Origin of the sequence: Janthinobacterium lividum (assembly GCF_034424625.1) — a bacterium.
Lineage (GTDB): Bacteria > Pseudomonadota > Gammaproteobacteria > Burkholderiales > Burkholderiaceae_D > Janthinobacterium > Janthinobacterium lividum.
The window spans coordinates 1,004,197-1,022,317 of sequence record NZ_CP139976.1; the positions used below are offsets into that span (position 1 = coordinate 1,004,197).

Consider the following 18,121-nt stretch of genomic DNA (forward strand, 5'->3'; position numbering starts at 1 on the left):
GCGCGCGCGACACTCAATATGACTGGCAATGTCTGAATAGGAATGACGATGGCGACTTATGAATTTACGGTAACGGTCAAGACGCAATACCTGCCCGATCAATCGGCACCCGACCAGGGGCGGCACGTGTTCAGCTACACGATCCGCGTCGTCAACACGGGCACGGCTGGCGCGCAACTGATTTCGCGCCACTGGGTCATCACGGATGCGAACAACAAGGTGGAAGAGGTACGCGGCCTGGGCGCCGTCGGCCACCAGCCGCTGCTGCAGCCGGGCGAGCAGTTCGAATACACGAGCGGCACCATGCTGGGCACGCCGCAAGGCTCGATGCATGGCGAATACTTTTGCGTGGCCGAAGACGGCCATCAGTTCGAAGCGCCGATTCCCGAGTTCGTGCTGTCGGTGCCGCGCACCCTGCATTAAGGAAACGCCGGGGGCTTGCCCCTTATTTCAGTTTTTCGGTGGCGTCCTGTTCTTCACTGAGCTGCTTGCGCGCCGGCGGTGCGGGCTTTTTGCCCGAGTACATGGTCCACCAGACTATAAATGCCAGCAAGAAGAACGCCACCAGCGCCTCTATCATCAAGATCCACATACGCACCCCTATGTTATTTACACGCAGCCCATTTACCAGCCGTCTGTTTACACGCGGTAGTCTACTCGTTTCAGCCGGTGGCGTCGCGCTTGCGCTTTCCGCCTGCACCACGCCGTCCACGCCACCCGCTGCTTCCAGCGGCAAGGCGCCCGCCATCGCGCCGACCGTCGTCAGGCCGGTGCCGGCCAAGCCTGCCGACGCCAAGGATGCCACGGATGCGGCAGCCCCCACATTCGTGCCCGCCAAGTTTGCCGCCTTGCCTGGCTGGGCCCGCGACGACATGCGCGCGGCCTGGCCCGCCTTTATGGCGTCGTGCGGCGTGCTCGTCAAGCGTCCGGACTGGAAAGAATCGTGCACGATTGCGCGCCAGGTGAATGCCGACAGCGACAAGGCCATCCGCCTGTTTTTCGAGACCTTCTTTGTGCCCAATCAAGTCGTCACCGCCGATGGCGCCAATACTGGACTGGTGACCGGTTATTACGAGCCATTGCTGCACGGCGCGCGCAAGCGCGGCGGTCCATACCAGACACCGCTGTACAAGGTGCCTGACGACCTGGTTTCGGTGGACTTGGCCGGCGTGTATCCGGAACTGAAAAACATGCGCTTGCGCGGCAAGCTGGTCGGCAAGAAGGTGATACCGTACGCAACCCGCGCCGACATCGAGCGCGCCACCTCCGTCACGGGCAAGGAATTGCTGTGGGTGGATGACGAAGTCGAGGCATTCTTCCTGCAAGTGCAGGGTTCCGGGCGCGTGCAGTTGACCGATACGCAGGAAACCGTGCGTGTGGCGTATGCGGATCAAAACGGCCATCCGTATAAATCGATCGGCCGCTACCTGGTCGACAAGGGCGAGCTGACCTTGAGCCAGGCATCCGCGCAAGGCATCAAGGCGTGGATCGCCGGCCATCCCACGCGCAAGGATGAATTGTTCAACGCTAATCCCAGCTATGTCTTCTTCAAGGAAGAGCGCCTGCCCGACCCGAAAGTGGGGCCGAAGGGCGCGCTGGGCGTGCCGCTGACGCCGCAGCGCTCGGTAGCCATCGATTCGCGTTTCCTGCCGCTGGGCGCGCCCGTGTTCTTGTCCACCACGCAAGCCAATAGCGAGATCCCCATGCAGCGCCTGGTGATGGCGCAGGATACGGGCGGCGCCATTCGCGGGCCGATCCGTGTCGATTATTTCTTTGGCTTTGGCGCGGAAGCGGCCGAGAATGCGGGCCGCATGAAGCAGAGCGGCGCCGTGTGGGTGTTGTTGCCGAAGCAGGCACCGGCGCGCTAGAGGAGGTGCGCGGCGCCGGCGGGTGATGGTCTGGCGTCAGCTTAGCGCAGAACCATCACTGGCAAGTGCGTGTGGGCCAGCACTTTTTGCGTTTCGCTGCCCACGAACAGCTTGTTCAAGCCCTTGCGGCCATGCGAGGCCATCAGGATGATGTCGCAATGGTAGGTCTGCGCCGCATTGACGATTTCATCGTGCGGGCTAGGTGACACGGCCACCACGCCTTCGAAGGGCACGCCGGCGGTGCGGGCCGCTGCGCCGATCTTGTCGATGGCGCGTTGCGACGCTTCCTGCATCTGTTGTTCATACAGGCTGGCGTCGAGCACGATGCCGCCGTCGGCCATCGGCGAAAACGGGAAAGGCTGCACCACGCTGATGGCGACCAGCTTGGCTTTGTTCAGTTGGGCGAAGGCGAGGGCGGTCTCGGCGGCCTTGTCGGACAACGGCGAGCCGTCGGTGGGAAATAAGATGGTGTTAAACATAGCGTGCTCCTCAAGTGATGTAAGACAGCTTATGGATTTATATCAATTCAAACCTTGATATAAATCAAACCTCATAGGCTTTGGCGTGAATAGTGTCGCCAAGGCAATCTTTTAGCAGTGTATGCCTGTTCATCGCATCAGGTGCGCACACTACGCAGCGGCGTGCCCCACACCATGGCGGCTGTCAACAGGATGCTGCCGGCCGCGATGCAGGCCAGTCCATTGCGCACGCCAAAGTGTTCCGCGATCCAGCCGGCGGCCAGCGCGCCCAGCGGCGCCGTCGCCACCGTCAGGAAGCGCATGGTCGACGTCATGCGGCCCAGCATGGGGTCGGGCGTGACTTTCTGGCGCAGGCCCAGATAGGGAATAAAGAACAGCATCACGCCGCAATCGAAAAAGAACATCAATATGGCATACGCCAAGGCGCTGGCGGCGGCGCTGCCGAACAGCGCGGCGGGAATCGTTGGCGTCAGGGCAAAGCAGAGCGAGGTCGATGCCAGGCCGATCAGGATGGTGCGGCCGGCGCCGTAGCGCTTCGTCAATGGCTTGACGATGAAGGCGCTGAGCAAGACGCCGGCGCCGCCCAGCATCTGCGTCATGCCCAGCACGCCAGGACTCATGCCCAGGTCGCGCGTGGCGAACAGCACCGTCAAGGCCATGCTGGCGTAAAACAGGAAGTGCCAGATGCCGGCGCCCCAGGCCAGCGCGCGCAGCAGCGGTTCGCGCCAGACGAACAGCAAGCCGTCGGCGATGTCGCGCAAGGCATGTTTGTCGGATGGGGCAGGGTGCGGGTCGCGCACGCTCATGGCACGCAAATTGAAGACGGAAATCAGATAGCCGCACGCCGTGCACAGGATGGCGACGGGCGCTGACAAGACTTGCACCAGCACGCCGGCCAGGCCGGGACCGATCAGGCGCGACGCCGATTCGGTGGCGGCAAATTTCGATTGCGCATCGATCAAGCCGTCGCGGCCCACCAGGAAAGTCAGAAACACCTGTTCGGCACCGCCACCGACGACGAAGCCCGTGCCGATGATGAACCCCACTATATATAACCACGGCATGGACAGCACGCCGCACCAGTAAGCCACGGCCACGCTGGCCAGAGCCAGGCCAGACATGCTTTCGCTGAACAGCATGATCGGGTGCTTGCTGCGCCGGTCCAGCAGCACGCCGACGGGCAAGCCGAAGAGGGCGAACGGCAGCGCCTGCAGGGCGACCAGCATGCCCATCTGTTCCGGCGTCGCATGCAGTAACAGTACCGCGCACAAGGGCAGGGCCAGCGAGGTGATCTGGGCGCCGAAGCAATTGAGGCCGTTGCTGAACCACAGGCGGCGGAAATTGACGCTGGCGGCGCTGCCGTCGCCGCGCAGGTAATGGGCGCAGTACTGGAAGAGGGAGGAGAAAATATCTTGCTCGATATGAAAATGATCAGGCTCACAATAATAGCAGCGCACCTGCCGCGCCGCTGCCGTTAGCCGCTACAATCGTTGCACCGTGTTCATCCAGAGGAGACTATATGCAATACGAAGACTTGATCATCGATATCCAGGACAAAGTGGCGGTCATCCGCCTGAATCGCCCGAAGGCATTGAATGCCTTGAACGACAACATGATGAATGAGCTGGGCGACGCCTTGCTGAAGTTCGATGCCGACGAGAATATCGGCTGCATCGTGCTCACGGGCAGCGAAAAAGCGTTTGCCGCCGGCGCCGACATCGCCGCCATGGCCGATTACACCTATCCGGACACTTTTACCCAGGGCTACATCAGCCGCAACTGGGAACATATCTTGCGCGTGCGCAAACCTGTGGTGGGCGCGGTGGCGGGCTATGCGCTCGGTGGCGGCTGCGAACTGGCCATGATGTGCGACTTCCTGATCGCTGCCGACAGCGCCAAATTCGGTCAGCCGGAAATCAAGGTCGGCGTCACGCCAGGCGCGGGCGGTACGCAGCGTCTGCCGCGCGCCATCGGCAAGGCCAAGGCCATGGACCTGTTGCTGACGGCGCGCGCCATCGACGCTGCCGAGGCGGAACGCATCGGCCTCGTGTCGCGCGTGGTGCCGGCCGATAAATTGCTGGAAGAAACCCTGGCTGCCGCCAAGACCATTGCCGCCATGCCGACCTCGGTTGCCATGATGATCAAGGATTGCGTCAACCGCGCCTTTGAAACCACCTTGACGGATGGCGTCGCCTACGAGCGCCGTTTGTTCCAGGCTGCCTTCGGTACGCCTGCGCAAAAAGAAGGCATGCACGCTTTCCTGGAAAAGCGCTTGCCAAACTTCGACGGTCTTTGATATGATTCGCCTCCCCGATGAGACGCACTAGTTTGCGGCACAAAAGGGACGGCCTTCCGGGGCTGGGTAGTAAAAAAGAAGGTTGACGAAATGCTGCAAACGCTTCATACTCTTCCTTCTTCGCAGCTGACAAACACAACGCTTTGTCGATAGCGCGAAAGCAGTAACCGAATACAGTTCTTTAACAATTAACAGTCGATAAGTGTGGGCATTTGATGCAAGTGCAGCGTCAATCTTCGGATTGGCGTCTAACTTAAAATATCAAATGTTCACGAATAAATAAATGAAATAGGACGCTTCGCAAGAAGTGGCCTGTCAGTTGTTTTTGAAGTGAGCGACCCGTCAGCAATGACGGTGCCGGTAAAACGGCAAAGTAACAGAGATTAAACTGAAGAGTTTGATCCTGGCTCAGATTGAACGCTGGCGGCATGCCTTACACATGCAAGTCGAACGGCAGCACGGAGCTTGCTCTGGTGGCGAGTGGCGAACGGGTGAGTAATATATCGGAACGTACCCTAGAGTGGGGGATAACGTAGCGAAAGTTACGCTAATACCGCATACGATCTAAGGATGAAAGTGGGGGATCGCAAGACCTCATGCTCGTGGAGCGGCCGATATCTGATTAGCTAGTTGGTAGGGTAAAAGCCTACCAAGGCATCGATCAGTAGCTGGTCTGAGAGGACGACCAGCCACACTGGAACTGAGACACGGTCCAGACTCCTACGGGAGGCAGCAGTGGGGAATTTTGGACAATGGGCGAAAGCCTGATCCAGCAATGCCGCGTGAGTGAAGAAGGCCTTCGGGTTGTAAAGCTCTTTTGTCAGGGAAGAAACGGTGAGAGCTAATATCTCCTGCTAATGACGGTACCTGAAGAATAAGCACCGGCTAACTACGTGCCAGCAGCCGCGGTAATACGTAGGGTGCAAGCGTTAATCGGAATTACTGGGCGTAAAGCGTGCGCAGGCGGTTTTGTAAGTCTGATGTGAAATCCCCGGGCTCAACCTGGGAATTGCATTGGAGACTGCAAGGCTAGAATCTGGCAGAGGGGGGTAGAATTCCACGTGTAGCAGTGAAATGCGTAGATATGTGGAGGAACACCGATGGCGAAGGCAGCCCCCTGGGTCAAGATTGACGCTCATGCACGAAAGCGTGGGGAGCAAACAGGATTAGATACCCTGGTAGTCCACGCCCTAAACGATGTCTACTAGTTGTCGGGTCTTAATTGACTTGGTAACGCAGCTAACGCGTGAAGTAGACCGCCTGGGGAGTACGGTCGCAAGATTAAAACTCAAAGGAATTGACGGGGACCCGCACAAGCGGTGGATGATGTGGATTAATTCGATGCAACGCGAAAAACCTTACCTACCCTTGACATGGCTGGAATCCCCGAGAGATTGGGGAGTGCTCGAAAGAGAACCAGTACACAGGTGCTGCATGGCTGTCGTCAGCTCGTGTCGTGAGATGTTGGGTTAAGTCCCGCAACGAGCGCAACCCTTGTCATTAGTTGCTACGAAAGGGCACTCTAATGAGACTGCCGGTGACAAACCGGAGGAAGGTGGGGATGACGTCAAGTCCTCATGGCCCTTATGGGTAGGGCTTCACACGTCATACAATGGTACATACAGAGCGCCGCCAACCCGCGAGGGGGAGCTAATCGCAGAAAGTGTATCGTAGTCCGGATTGTAGTCTGCAACTCGACTGCATGAAGTTGGAATCGCTAGTAATCGCGGATCAGCATGTCGCGGTGAATACGTTCCCGGGTCTTGTACACACCGCCCGTCACACCATGGGAGCGGGTTTTACCAGAAGTAGGTAGCTTAACCGCAAGGAGGGCGCTTACCACGGTAGGATTCGTGACTGGGGTGAAGTCGTAACAAGGTAGCCGTATCGGAAGGTGCGGCTGGATCACCTCCTTTCTAGAGTTTGCACGAATCAGGTAACTGGTTCACGCATCAAATGTTCACACTTATCGACTGTTAAATGAAGAAGAAACAGTAGTCGTAGTAGTTCCGCGTTGGGGCTGTAGCTCAGCTGGTTAGAGCACCGTGTTGATAACGCGGGGGTCGTTGGTTCGAGTCCAACCAGCCCTACCAGTAAAAACAGACCCGGGGGTAAGGTGGACACTAGTCCAGCCAGACCTACCAGTATGTAATACCCCAGGGGGATTAGCTCAGCTGGGAGAGCACCTGCTTTGCAAGCAGGGGGTCGTCGGTTCGATCCCGTCATCCTCCACCACGTTTTACTCGAAAGTGCAAACGTAAGCCGTCAGGTTTAGGTTTGATCTTTTAGCGATCAAAGCTGTTTCGTTCTTTAACAATCTGGAAGAAGTAAAGATTATTTATTGATCGGTTTGCCGTAAAAGGTAAATCGATGGGTAATGATTGTATGTATCAACAAACAAGCAACAACGTTGTACTTTCTTATCCCTGTAGCGCTCTTTGATTATTTAGGTAATCAGAGGCTAACGTTATAGGGACAAGCGAATAAGTGCACATGGTGGATGCCTTGGCGATTACAGGCGATGAAGGACGTAGTAGCTTGCGATAAGCTGCGGGGAGTGAGCAAACACACTTTGATCCGCAGATTTCCGAATGGGGCAACCCACCCTTTTAGGGTATTGCATACTGAATACATAGGTATGCAAGGCGAACGCGGCGAACTGAAACATCTAAGTAGCTGCAGGAAAAGAAATCAACCGAGATTCCCAAAGTAGCGGCGAGCGAAATGGGAAGAGCCTGTACGTGATAGTCGGACCGATAACAGAATCCTCTGGAAATAGGAGCCATAGCGGGTGATAGCCCCGTATGTGAAATCGGACCGGTGGTACTAAGCGTACGACAAGTAGGGCGGGACACGTGACATCCTGTCTGAATATGGGGGGACCATCCTCCAAGGCTAAATACTCGTAATCGACCGATAGTGAACCAGTACCGTGAGGGAAAGGCGAAAAGAACCCCGGAAGGGGAGTGAAATAGATCCTGAAACCGTGTGCATACAAACAGTAGGAGCGGACTTGTTCCGTGACTGCGTACCTTTTGTATAATGGGTCAGCGACTTACATTCAGTGGCAAGGTTAACCAGATAGGGAAGCCGTAGAGAAATCGAGTCCGAATAGGGCGATCAGTCGCTGGGTGTAGACCCGAAACCAAGTGATCTACTCATGGCCAGGATGAAGGTGCGGTAACACGCCCTGGAGGTCCGAACCCACTAATGTTGAAAAATTAGGGGATGAGCTGTGGGTAGGGGTGAAAGGCTAAACAAACTTGGAAATAGCTGGTTCTCTCCGAAAACTATTTAGGTAGTGCCTCAAGTATCACCATCGGGGGTAGAGCACTGTTATGGCTAGGGGGTCATTGCGACTTACCAAACCATTGCAAACTCCGAATACCGATGAGTGCGAGCTTGGGAGACAGACGTCGGGTGCTAACGTCCGGCGTCAAGAGGGAAACAACCCAGACCGCCAGCTAAGGTCCCAAAGATTGGCTAAGTGGAAAACGAAGTGGGAAGGCTAAAACAGTCAGGATGTTGGCTTAGAAGCAGCCATCATTTAAAGAAAGCGTAATAGCTCACTGATCGAGTCGTCCTGCGCGGAAGATGTAACGGGGCTAAGCCAGTCACCGAAGCTGCGGATATCCTTTATTGGATATGGTAGGAGAGCGTTCTGTAAGCCTGCGAAGGTGTCTTGTAAAGGATGCTGGAGGTATCAGAAGTGCGAATGCTGACATGAGTAGCGATAATGGGGGTGAAAAGCCTCCACGCCGTAAGCCCAAGGTTTCCTGTTCAACGTTCATCGGAGCAGGGTGAGTCGGCCCCTAAGGCGAGGCAGAGATGCGTAGCTGATGGGAAGCAGGTTAATATTCCTGCACCGTCGTATGATGCGATGGGGGGACGGATCGCGGAAGGTTGTCCAACTGTTGGAATAGTTGGTTTTTGGCTCATAGAAGGCACTTAGGCAAATCCGGGTGCGCAATTCAAGGGGTTGAGACGAGTGAACTTGTTCACGAAGCAATCGGAAGTGGTTCCAAGAAAAGCCTCTAAGCTTCAGTCATACGAGACCGTACCGCAAACCGACACAGGTGGGCGAGATGAGTATTCTAAGGCGCTTGAGAGAACTCGGGAGAAGGAACTCGGCAAATTGGTACCGTAACTTCGGGAAAAGGTACGCCCCGGTAGCTTGATTGGTTTACTCCATGAGGGTGAAAGGGTTGCAATAAACTGGTGGCTGCGACTGTTTAATAAAAACACAGCACTCTGCAAACACGAAAGTGGACGTATAGGGTGTGACGCCTGCCCGGTGCTGGAAGATTAAATGATGGGGTGCAAGCTCTTGATTGAAGTCCCAGTAAACGGCGGCCGTAACTATAACGGTCCTAAGGTAGCGAAATTCCTTGTCGGGTAAGTTCCGACCTGCACGAATGGCGTAACGATGGCCACACTGTCTCCTCCCGAGACTCAGCGAAGTTGAAATGTTTGTGATGATGCAATCTACCCGCGGCTAGACGGAAAGACCCCATGAACCTTTACTGTAGCTTTGCATTGGACTTTGAACCAATCTGTGTAGGATAGGTGGGAGGCTTTGAAGCGGGGACGCTAGTTCTCGTGGAGCCAACCTTGAAATACCACCCTGGTTTGTTTGAGGTTCTAACCTTGGTCCGTTATCCGGATCGGGGACAGTGCATGGTAGGCAGTTTGACTGGGGCGGTCTCCTCCTAAAGTGTAACGGAGGAGTTCGAAGGTACGCTAGATACGGTCGGACATCGTGTTGATAGTGCAATGGCATAAGCGTGCTTAACTGCGAGACTGACAAGTCGAGCAGGTACGAAAGTAGGACATAGTGATCCGGTGGTTCTGTATGGAAGGGCCATCGCTCAACGGATAAAAGGTACTCTGGGGATAACAGGCTGATTCCTCCCAAGAGTTCATATCGACGGGGGAGTTTGGCACCTCGATGTCGGCTCATCACATCCTGGGGCTGTAGCCGGTCCCAAGGGTATGGCTGTTCGCCATTTAAAGTGGTACGTGAGCTGGGTTTAAAACGTCGTGAGACAGTTTGGTCCCTATCTGCCGTGGGCGTTGGAAATTTGAAGGGGGCTGCTCCTAGTACGAGAGGACCGGAGTGGACGAACCTCTGGTGTACCGGTTGTCACGCCAGTGGCATTGCCGGGTAGCTAAGTTCGGAAGAGATAACCGCTGAAAGCATCTAAGCGGGAAACTTGCCTTGAGATGAGATTTCCCAGAGCCTTGAGCTCTTTGAAGGGTCGTTCGAGACCAGGACGTTGATAGGCTGGGTGTGGAAGTGCAGTAATGCATTAAGCTAACCAGTACTAATTGCCCGTACGGCTTGTCCCTATAACCTTAGCAGGTGCAGAGGATAAGACGGTACAACGTTGCGTGTGTGTTGATACTACCAGTCATTACCCCAATCTTTGCTTCTTCCAGATTCAGGCTTTGTCGTCCCACAGGAGACAAACGCCAGTACAAGTTATGCCTGATGACCATAGCAAGTTGGTCCCACCCCTTCCCATCCCGAACAGGACCGTGAAACAACTTTGCGCCGATGATAGTGCTGCAACCAGTGTGAAAGTAGGTTATCGTCAGGCTTGTTATTCGCAGTAGAGAAAAACCCGATCAGCAATGGTCGGGTTTTTTTTTGTTTGACGCTTTTATCGCTATAAAAGCCCACATTTAGTCCCATCTTCAGGAAAATTGCTATATAATTCGCCTCCTCAGATCAGATGGTTTGCTGCCCCGTTGGGAGCAGGCTGTTGAAAAAGTTATGCCTGATGACCATAGCAAGTTGGTCCCACCCCTTCCCATCCCGAACAGGACCGTGAAACAACTTTGCGCCGATGATAGTGCTGCAACCAGTGTGAAAGTAGGTTATCGTCAGGCTTGTTATATAAAAAAACCCCGCGTGTGCGGGGTTTTTTTTCGTCTGCAGCGTTCATCGGATCAGATGCCCCAGGTGATGCTTTCATTTTCCGCCTTGGCCGAGCGCAGCATTTCCATCAAGGGATAGGCGCGCTGCGAAAAATGCACTTTTTGCGCGCGCGCATGGGCGCCCGTTTCGCCATCTTCCAGGGTTTCCGGCGTATGCGCATCGTGTTCGATGTCGTTTTCCGGATGCAATTTGCTTTCCGCGACTTCTTTTTCCAGCAGGGCCAGGGCATCGCCCGCTTCCGCTGGCGTGATGACGCCGCGCGTGGGGTTCTTGTGCAGGATGTCGAGGATGCGTTGGGCATGTTCCTGGTACATCAGCACTTCTGGGGAGGATTTGGATTTGAATGAGATCAACATAAGCGCTTTCTGAAACTTGTTGTTAGTGTCGAAACAATATCACGACTTGAAATGTCGCACAGGCCGTCCGATTGCCCGGATTGCACATTTGCAAGCCGGATAGGGCCATCTGTTGGACACCGCACGCATTTACAAGAGCTTGTTTATCGTGAAAACACCCGTTTAAGCGATCGTTAAGTCTCAATCTAGTTTCACGGAGTCCATGAAGGTGTCGATGGTGTCACGCGACAGCTTGCTTTCTTCACCGAGAATGATGACCTGGAAGATGCGTTTGTCCTGCGCCACAAAACGGCCGACCAGCAGGACGGGCTTGCCCTGCTGCGTCCCCGTCGCTTCGATGCTCAGCGAACTGCGTTGATGGCTGCCGGCCGCCGTGCTGCTGGCCGCCGAGGCCGATTTTTCGCTGCGCACGGTACCCTTGATATTTTTCAACAGGGCCATCTGCATGGCGGGCAGGGCCGTTTGTGCCTGTTCCGCACTGTCGAGCACGGCGCTGCCAATGGCGAAGGTATTGCCATCGACCTCGCTCGCCGTCATGGTCAGGCTGACTTTCTTGCCATCGAGATCGATCTCGCGCGTCAGCACGGCCGGCTTGCCTGGAAACAGGGCCGTGAACTGGGCATCGGGGCTGCGATAGTCGCGCCAGTCGAATTTCGGACTACAGGCGGACAGGACGCTGGCAGCCGCGAGCGTCGCCAGGACGAGGGAAAGTGATGTTTTTTTCATCAGCAGATGGTAGCAGCGCCGTCCATCACGCGCAATCGTGCACGCGTGGGGCTCATGGCCGCCTTATATTTCACGCAGTACGCGCCGGTACTGGATCGCTTCGGCAACATGTGGCTGCACGATGGCCGGGCTGCCCGCCAGGTCCGCGATGCTGCGCGCCACGCGCAGTACCCGGTGATAGGTGCGCGCGGACCAGTGCAGACGCGTCATGGCGCCATGCAGCAACTGTTCGCCATGCTTTTCAAGGCGACAATGCTGCTCGATTTCCGTGTTGCTCAGCTGCTGGTTCGATTTTCCCTGGCGCGCCAGCTGCAAGGCATAGGCTGCCGCTACCCGCGTGGCGATCCGCTGCGTGCATTCTCCGGCACCGGCCTGCCGGCCCAGCGCGGCCGGCGGCATGGCGGCCACTTCAATCTGCAGGTCGATACGGTCGAGCAGCGGGCCGGACAGGCGATTGTGATAGCGCAGCACGGCGTCTGGCGTGCAGCGGCAGCGGCCGGAAGCGTGCCCCAGATAGCCGCACGGGCAGGGATTCATGGCGGCGATCAGTTGAAAGCGGGCAGGAAACTCGGCCTGGCGGGCCGCGCGTGAAATGCTGATCACGCCCGATTCCATGGGCTGACGCAGCACATCGAGTACCCGGCGCTGGAATTCGGCAATTTCATCGAGAAACAGCACGCCGCAGTGGGCCAGCGAGATTTCTCCCGGGCGCGGTACGTTGCCGCCACCCACCAGTGCCACGCCGGATGCTGTCTGGTGCGGGGAGCGATAGGGCCGCCGTTTCCAGTGTTCCACCTTGAAGTGGCCGCCCAGCGAATGCACGGCAGCCGATTCCAGCGCTTCTTCATCGCTCATGGGCGGCAGCACGCCGGGAAAGCGGCTGGCCAGCATGGTCTTGCCTGCGCCTGGCGGCCCCACCATCAAGACGTTGTGACCGCCCGCTGCCGCCACTTCCAGTGCCCGCCGCGCCTGCTGCTGCCCCTGCACGTCGGCAAAGTCGGGATACGGAAAAGCGTGCGCTACCAGCACGGGCTGGTGGCGTTGCAGGGCGTTCTGGCTGGCGTGCGCGGCAAAATGCGCGCAGACCTCGAGCAGGCTGTGGGCGGGATAGATGCAGGCATCGCCGACGAGAGCGGCCTCGTCCGCGTTTGCCTGCGGCAGGATGAAGGCGCGTGGCGCGCCCGACTGGTTGCGCTGCATGGCAAAGGTCATGGCCAGGGCGCCGCGGATGGGGCGCAACTGGCCTGAGAGCGACAGTTCGCCCGCGAATTCATAGTGATGTAATTGATCGCCCGGCAACTGGCCGGAGGCGGCCAGGATGCCCAGTGCAATGGGCAAGTCGAAGCGGCCCGATTCCTTGGGCAAGTCCGCTGGTGCCAGATTGGCCGTGATGCGCCGCGCCGGCATTTCAAAGCCGCAGTTTTGCAACGCGGCACGAACACGGTCGCGCGATTCCTTCACTTCCGTATCCGGCAAGCCGACAATCGTAAACGAAGGCAAGCCGTTGGCAAGGTGGACTTCGACACTTACCTCGGGCGCCTCCATGCCGGCCAGGGCGCGGCTTTTCAGGACGGCCAGGCTCATCAGACTCCCCTGTAGCGCGGGCGCGGGCAGGATCAGTCTAGCGCTAGAAACGCCGCCAGGCTTGAGGTATGCCAGCAAGGCCGTCAATAACGGGCCCTGCCGGCCGCAGTTTACGCCTTGGTGTCGTTCAGGCGCGTTTCCAGTTCGATCAGGCGCAATTCCAGTGCGTCCAGTTTGGCGCGGGTCTTGGCCAGTACTTGCGCCTGGATATCGAATTCCTCGCGCGTGACGAGATCGAGGCGGGCGAAGCCCTGGGTCATCATCGACTTCACGTTTTTCTCGATATCCTTGGCCGGCGAGTTTTCGATGGCTTGATGGATCTTGCCTTGCAAATCGTTAAAGAAGGTATTCATGTCCATGGTCAGTCCTTTTATGGTGCGGCCTGTGCATCGCACCATTGCGGTGCACAGCGGCGTTAATCTGGTGCGAATCTGGGCAAATTCACAATGCTTTAGCAGCCCGTACCCGCATGCCCAGAGGCTTGTAGGGTATGTGTGGCCGGAAACGCACCTGTCAAGGTGGCAATGGAGCTGGCACGTATTCTGCTAAAGAAGGTATGAACGCTTTGTGATCTCCAGCCAAGATTTTAAACCTCAACCGCTTTAAAAGTTCAATAAAAGGGAATCGCCATGAAGAATCTGTCCAAGAACATGACTTTAGCTGCAGCGTTGACGCTGGCCATGACCGCCATGTGCGGTAGCGCCATGGCCCAGGATGCAGTGGCGGCGCCTGCTGCGGCCGAAGCCGTGCCTGATAACGTGGTGAGCTATAACGTGGCGCTGACCAGCGACTACCGTTACCGCGGCCTGTCGCAAAGCCGCTTGAAACCGGCCATCAGCGGCGGCGCCGACTATACCCATAACCCGACGGGCCTGTATGTGGGCACCTGGTTGTCGAGTATCAAATGGATCAAGGATGGCGGCGGCGACACCAATCTGGAATGGGATATCTACGGCGGCAAGCGGGGCGAGATCAGCAAGGATTTTACCTATGACGTGGGCGGCCTGTACTATTTCTATCCCTCGAATGGACTGAGCACCAATGCCAACACCTTCGAGCTGTACGGCCAACTCGGCTATGGCCCGATATATGTCAAATACTCGCATTCGACGACGAATCTGTTCGGTGTCGCCGACAGCAAGAACAGCGGCTACCTCGACGTGGGTGCCAACGTCGAGGTGCATGATGGCTACATGCTGAACCTGCATGTCGGACGTCAGAAGGTCGAGCACAATGATTCTCTCAGCTACAGCGATTACAAGATTGGCGTGACCAAGGACTTCGGCGTGGCGACCGTTTCCCTGGCGGCCGTCAAGGCCAATAACGTATCGCTGGCTCCGAACGGCAAGAATCTGGCGAAATCCGGTCTCGTGCTGACCGTGTCCAAAACCTTTTAAGCGAGACTGCCATGAAAATGATTACTGCAATCATTAAACCGTTCAAACTGGACGAAGTACGCGAAGCTTTGTCGGCTATCAATGTGCAAGGCATTACCGTCACGGAAGTCAAGGGCTTCGGCCGCCAGAAAGGCCACACGGAACTCTACCGTGGCGCCGAGTATGTCGTTGATTTCTTGCCAAAGACCAAGATTGAAGCGGCCGTCGATGACGCCATTGTCGACCAGGCCATCGAAGCGATCGAAGGTGCCGCGCGTACCGGTAAAATCGGTGATGGCAAGATTTTCGTCTACAACCTGGAACAGGTCATCCGCATCCGTACCGGTGAAACCGGCAACGAAGCGCTCTAAGGGGAATATTGATGCATAAAAATATAACAAAATTGCTAGCTGGGATAGCCTGCCTGTGTGCGTTTGGCATTGCCACGCCAAGCTTTGCCGATGCGCCCGCCAAGACGGAGGCGGCCACAACCACGGCCGTCGCCGCTCCCGCCGTCACGCCGGTTCCTGACGCAGCGCCTGCCGCCGCCGCTCCGGCCCCCGCTGCTGCAGCACCAGCCGCCGCGCCTGTCGCCAACAAGGGCGACACCAGTTTCATGATGATCAGCACCTTGCTGGTGATCTTGATGACGATCCCCGGCCTGGCCCTGTTCTACGGCGGACTGGTGCGCTCGAAAAACATGCTGTCGGTGCTGATGCAAGTGTTCATGGTGTTCGCGCTGGTCATCGTGCTGTGGTGTATCTACGGCTACTCGATCGCTTTCACGGAAAAAACCGCCTTCTTCGGTGGCTTCGACCGCCTGTTCCTGAATGGTATCTGGGATCCGGCCAAGGGTACGTTTGCCGCCGCCGCCACCTTCAGCAAGGGCGTCGTCATTCCCGAGTTCGTCTTCGTTGCTTTCCAGGGCACGTTTGCCGCCATCACTTGCGCACTGATCGTCGGCGCCTTTGCCGAGCGCGCCAAGTTTTCCGCCGTGCTGGCCTTCGTCGTGCTGTGGTTCACGTTCGCCTACCTGCCAGCGGCTCACATGGTGTGGTTCTGGACCGGGCCTGACCTGATCACCAGCGCCGCCACCTCGGCCAGCGAAGCCCTGAAAGCGGGCTGGATCTGGCAAAAAGGCGCACTGGACTTCGCCGGCGGCACCGTGGTGCACATCAATGCCGCTGTCGCCGGCCTGGTGGGCGCCATCATGATCGGCAAACGCGTCGGCTACGGCCGCGAATCGATGGCACCGCACTCTCTGACGATGACCATGATCGGCGCGTCGCTGCTGTGGGTGGGCTGGTTCGGTTTCAATGCCGGTTCCTCGATGGAAGCGGGCGACGTGGCTGCCCTGGCCTTCGTCAACACCTTGCTGGCAACGGCCGCCGCCACCCTGTCGTGGGTGTTTGGCGAGTGGATCAGCAAAGGCAAGCCTTCCATGCTCGGTGGCGCGTCCGGCGCCGTGGCCGGCCTGGTGGCGATCACCCCGGCGGCCGGTTTTGTCGGCCCGATGGGCGGCCTGGTCATCGGCTTGCTGGCCGGTGTCGTCTGCCTGTGGGGCGTGAATGGCCTGAAACGCCTGATCGGCGCCGACGATTCGCTCGACGTGTTCGGCGTGCATGGCGTGGGCGGTATCCTCGGTGCCTTGCTGACGGGTGTGTTTGCTGCGCCACAACTGGGCGGCCAGGGCGTATTCGACTATGTCACCAACAAGATGTCGGCGGATCCGTACTCGATCGGCCACCAGGTGTGGGTGCAGGCGCAAGCGGTCGGCACCACCATCCTCTGGTCGGCCATCGTCTCCGTTATCGCCTATAAACTGGTCGACATCGTCATCGGCCTGCGCGTACCGGAAGAAGAAGAGCGCGAAGGTCTCGATATCACCAGCCACGGCGAGCAAGCGTATCATGGCTAAATAGGCATTATCTGGCATGCCAGAGCCCCGGCGCGGCATGTCCAGCTGGAAAAGGCACCTCATTGAGGTGCCTTTTTTTCGTTGTGGGAATGTAAAAGGTCTTTAAAACAAGGCTTTTGCCCCGATTTGGGGTACTTACACGGTAATATAGTCGGCAGTTCTGTGTGCTTTTTTGAATACTGCACATAATTTAAGGATGTAACTATGGTTCCCCATCTCGTCACGGCCCTGACCGGACCGCTGCTCGACCTCGAAAAAAAGATTCTGGCCGCGACGCCGGCCATTGAGCGCTGGTTTCGCATGGAGTGGCAAGAACACACGCCGCCCTTCTATTGCTCGGTAGACTTGCGTAACGCCGGCTACAAGCTGGCGCCCGTCGATACCAATCTGTTCCCAGGCGGTTTCCATAACCTGGCCACGGAAATGCTGCCCTTGTCCGTGCAGGCGGCCATGGCCGCCATCGACAAGTATTGCCCGGACGCCCGCAACCTGCTGATCGTGCCGGAATTGCACAACACTACGCCGCAGTATCTGCAGAACGTGGCGCGCCTGATGCAGATCTTCCGCCAGACGGGGCTGCACGTGCGTTTCGGCTCCTGGTCGCCCGACATCACCCAGCCGACACCCTTGGCGTTGCCAGATGGCAACATGCTCGTCATCGAGCCGCTCGTGCGTCTGAACAATGGCCGCCGCCTGGGCTTGAAGGATTTCGACCCGTGCACGATTCTGCTGAATAACGACTTGTCAGACGGCATCCCCGATATCTTGCAAAATATTCATGAGCAAAGCCTGTTGCCGCCCTTGCACGCGGGCTGGGCCTTGCGCCGCAAGAGCAACCACTACACGGCTTACGATGAAGTGGTGAAAAAATTCGGCAAGATGATCGATGTCGATCCGTGGATGCTCAATCCCTTCCACGCCAAGTGCAGCGACGTCAACTTCCAGGAAGGCGAGGGCGAAGATGCGCTGGCCGCCAGCGTCGACGTGCTGCTGGCCAAGATCCGCAAGAAATACAAGGAATACGGCATCAAGGAAAAGCCTTTCGTCATCGTCAAGCCCGATGCGGGCACGTATGGCACGGGCATCATGACGGTGCGCGACGCCAGCGAAGTGCGCGACCTGTCGCGCAAGCAGCGCGACAAGATGTCCATCGTCAAGGATGGCAAAGTCGTTACCGACGTGATCATCCAGGAAGGCGTGCCGACCTTTGAAAGCATCAAGGATGCCGTGGCCGAGCCGGTCGTCTACATGATCGACCGCTACGTGGTGGGCGGTTTCTACCGCGTACATGCTGAGCGTGGCGTGGACCAGAACCTGAACGCGCCCGGTTCGCAGTACGTGCCGCTGGCATTTGCCCAGCAGCATGCCGTGCCGGACTTGAAGGCCAAGCCGGGCACGGCCGCGCCGAACCGCTTCTATGTGTATGGCGTGGTGGCGCGCCTGGCCTTGCTGGCCGCGTCGCTGGAAATGGAGCGCACGGACCCGAATCCCGAGGTGTATTGATCCACCAATGAGGCTTGCCGGGCGCGCCGACTACCGCGCCTGGCGATCTCGGCTAGAATCAAGCATTCCTTATC

General features: G+C 57.4%; 14 protein-coding genes, 2 tRNA genes and 4 rRNA genes. 13 read left to right on the plus strand and 7 right to left on the minus strand.

What is annotated here, in order from left to right:
* The first annotated feature begins 48 nt into the window (after positions 1–48).
* Positions 49–423, plus strand: a complete 375-nt coding sequence (gene apaG, locus U0004_RS04465) for a Co2+/Mg2+ efflux protein ApaG (protein ID WP_034785627.1) — start codon at positions 49–51, stop codon at positions 421–423.
* A gap of 22 nt (positions 424–445) precedes the next feature.
* Here the strand turns inward: apaG and U0004_RS04470 are convergent, their stop codons facing one another.
* Positions 446–592: a hypothetical protein gene (locus U0004_RS04470; RefSeq protein WP_167468630.1), complete on the minus strand. Its 147-nt coding sequence runs from the start codon at positions 590–592 to the stop codon at positions 446–448.
* Positions 593–602: 10 nt separating this feature from the next.
* On the opposite strand from U0004_RS04470, the gene mltA reads away from it, so the two are divergent.
* Positions 603–1,868, plus strand: a complete 1,266-nt coding sequence (gene mltA / locus U0004_RS04475) for a murein transglycosylase A (RefSeq protein ID WP_231958533.1) — start codon at positions 603–605, stop codon at positions 1,866–1,868.
* 41 nt (positions 1,869–1,909) lie between these two features.
* Here mltA and U0004_RS04480 read toward each other — a convergent pair whose 3' ends face one another.
* Together U0004_RS04480 and U0004_RS04485 are read right to left on the minus strand one after the other, a co-directional pair.
* On the minus strand, positions 1,910–2,347 hold the full coding sequence (locus U0004_RS04480; RefSeq protein ID WP_070254126.1) for a universal stress protein: 438 nt from the start codon (positions 2,345–2,347) through the stop codon (positions 1,910–1,912).
* Positions 2,348–2,484: 137 nt separating this feature from the next.
* Positions 2,485–3,804, minus strand: a complete 1,320-nt coding sequence (locus U0004_RS04485; RefSeq protein ID WP_231958534.1) for an MFS transporter — start codon at positions 3,802–3,804, stop codon at positions 2,485–2,487.
* 62 nt (positions 3,805–3,866) lie between these two features.
* Between U0004_RS04485 and U0004_RS04490 the strand changes: the two genes are divergently transcribed.
* The 7 genes from U0004_RS04490 to rrf (U0004_RS04520) all read left to right on the plus strand — a co-directional run bounded on the left by U0004_RS04490 (position 3,867) and on the right by rrf (U0004_RS04520) (position 10,535).
* Positions 3,867–4,643, plus strand: a complete 777-nt coding sequence (locus tag U0004_RS04490) for an enoyl-CoA hydratase (RefSeq protein ID WP_070254127.1) — start codon at positions 3,867–3,869, stop codon at positions 4,641–4,643.
* 385 nt (positions 4,644–5,028) lie between these two features.
* A 16S ribosomal RNA gene (locus tag U0004_RS04495) occupies positions 5,029–6,559 on the plus strand.
* Positions 6,560–6,659: 100 nt separating this feature from the next.
* Positions 6,660–6,736, plus strand: a tRNA-Ile gene (locus tag U0004_RS04500).
* A 66-nt stretch (positions 6,737–6,802) separates the two neighbouring features.
* A tRNA-Ala gene (locus U0004_RS04505) sits at positions 6,803–6,878 on the plus strand.
* A gap of 238 nt (positions 6,879–7,116) precedes the next feature.
* Positions 7,117–9,992: ribosomal RNA gene (locus tag U0004_RS04510) — 23S ribosomal RNA — on the plus strand.
* A gap of 138 nt (positions 9,993–10,130) precedes the next feature.
* Positions 10,131–10,243: ribosomal RNA gene (rrf, locus tag U0004_RS04515) — 5S ribosomal RNA — on the plus strand.
* 179 nt (positions 10,244–10,422) lie between these two features.
* Positions 10,423–10,535 (plus strand): 5S ribosomal RNA (gene rrf, locus U0004_RS04520).
* Together the 16S, 23S and 5S rRNA genes with 2 tRNA genes alongside form the textbook arrangement of a ribosomal RNA operon.
* Positions 10,536–10,595: 60 nt before the next feature.
* Here rrf (U0004_RS04520) and U0004_RS04525 read toward each other — a convergent pair.
* The 4 genes from U0004_RS04525 to U0004_RS04540 all read right to left on the minus strand — a co-directional run bounded on the left by U0004_RS04525 (position 10,596) and on the right by U0004_RS04540 (position 13,609).
* On the minus strand, positions 10,596–10,940 hold the full coding sequence (locus U0004_RS04525; protein ID WP_034749443.1) for a DUF1840 domain-containing protein: 345 nt from the start codon (positions 10,938–10,940) through the stop codon (positions 10,596–10,598).
* Between the two features lie 180 nt (positions 10,941–11,120).
* Positions 11,121–11,666, minus strand: a complete 546-nt coding sequence (locus tag U0004_RS04530) for a hypothetical protein (RefSeq protein WP_070254364.1) — start codon at positions 11,664–11,666, stop codon at positions 11,121–11,123.
* A gap of 63 nt (positions 11,667–11,729) precedes the next feature.
* Positions 11,730–13,250, minus strand: a complete 1,521-nt coding sequence (locus U0004_RS04535; RefSeq protein ID WP_070254363.1) for a YifB family Mg chelatase-like AAA ATPase — start codon at positions 13,248–13,250, stop codon at positions 11,730–11,732.
* 110 nt (positions 13,251–13,360) lie between these two features.
* Positions 13,361–13,609 (minus strand): accessory factor UbiK family protein, encoded by a 249-nt coding sequence (locus tag U0004_RS04540; RefSeq protein WP_034749434.1) that lies wholly within the window; start codon positions 13,607–13,609, stop codon positions 13,361–13,363.
* A gap of 270 nt (positions 13,610–13,879) precedes the next feature.
* Between U0004_RS04540 and U0004_RS04545 the strand changes: the two genes are divergently transcribed.
* From U0004_RS04545 to gshA, 4 genes are all read left to right on the plus strand, one after another.
* Positions 13,880–14,647, plus strand: a complete 768-nt coding sequence (locus tag U0004_RS04545; RefSeq protein WP_070254362.1) for a TorF family putative porin — start codon at positions 13,880–13,882, stop codon at positions 14,645–14,647.
* Between the two features lie 11 nt (positions 14,648–14,658).
* Positions 14,659–14,997, plus strand: coding sequence for a P-II family nitrogen regulator (locus U0004_RS04550; protein ID WP_010393464.1), 339 nt, complete (start codon positions 14,659–14,661; stop codon positions 14,995–14,997).
* A gap of 11 nt (positions 14,998–15,008) precedes the next feature.
* Positions 15,009–16,544 (plus strand): ammonium transporter, encoded by a 1,536-nt coding sequence (locus U0004_RS04555; protein WP_034784678.1) that lies wholly within the window; start codon positions 15,009–15,011, stop codon positions 16,542–16,544.
* Between the two features lie 204 nt (positions 16,545–16,748).
* Positions 16,749–18,047: a glutamate--cysteine ligase gene (gene gshA / locus U0004_RS04560; RefSeq protein ID WP_070254361.1), complete on the plus strand. Its 1,299-nt coding sequence runs from the start codon at positions 16,749–16,751 to the stop codon at positions 18,045–18,047.
* Positions 18,048–18,121 lie beyond the last annotated feature (74 nt).

What these genes read in the sequence shown, in the direction of transcription:
- apaG (WP_034785627.1), top strand. Translation starts at nt 49, where the DNA reads ATGGCGACTTATGAATTTACGGTAACGGTCAAGACGCAATACCTGCCC.
- U0004_RS04470 (WP_167468630.1), bottom strand. Translation starts at nt 592, where the DNA reads ATGTGGATCTTGATGATAGAGGCGCTGGTGGCGTTCTTCTTGCTGGCA.
- mltA (WP_231958533.1), top strand. Translation starts at nt 603, where the DNA reads ATGTTATTTACACGCAGCCCATTTACCAGCCGTCTGTTTACACGCGGT.
- U0004_RS04480 (WP_070254126.1), bottom strand. Translation starts at nt 2,347, where the DNA reads ATGTTTAACACCATCTTATTTCCCACCGACGGCTCGCCGTTGTCCGAC.
- U0004_RS04490 (WP_070254127.1), top strand. Translation starts at nt 3,867, where the DNA reads ATGCAATACGAAGACTTGATCATCGATATCCAGGACAAAGTGGCGGTC.
- U0004_RS04525 (WP_034749443.1), bottom strand. Translation starts at nt 10,940, where the DNA reads ATGTTGATCTCATTCAAATCCAAATCCTCCCCAGAAGTGCTGATGTAC.
- U0004_RS04530 (WP_070254364.1), bottom strand. Translation starts at nt 11,666, where the DNA reads ATGAAAAAAACATCACTTTCCCTCGTCCTGGCGACGCTCGCGGCTGCC.
- U0004_RS04535 (WP_070254363.1), bottom strand. Translation starts at nt 13,250, where the DNA reads ATGAGCCTGGCCGTCCTGAAAAGCCGCGCCCTGGCCGGCATGGAGGCG.
- U0004_RS04540 (WP_034749434.1), bottom strand. Translation starts at nt 13,609, where the DNA reads ATGGACATGAATACCTTCTTTAACGATTTGCAAGGCAAGATCCATCAA.
- U0004_RS04545 (WP_070254362.1), top strand. Translation starts at nt 13,880, where the DNA reads ATGAAGAATCTGTCCAAGAACATGACTTTAGCTGCAGCGTTGACGCTG.
- U0004_RS04550 (WP_010393464.1), top strand. Translation starts at nt 14,659, where the DNA reads ATGAAAATGATTACTGCAATCATTAAACCGTTCAAACTGGACGAAGTA.
- U0004_RS04555 (WP_034784678.1), top strand. Translation starts at nt 15,009, where the DNA reads ATGCATAAAAATATAACAAAATTGCTAGCTGGGATAGCCTGCCTGTGT.
- gshA (WP_070254361.1), top strand. Translation starts at nt 16,749, where the DNA reads ATGGTTCCCCATCTCGTCACGGCCCTGACCGGACCGCTGCTCGACCTC.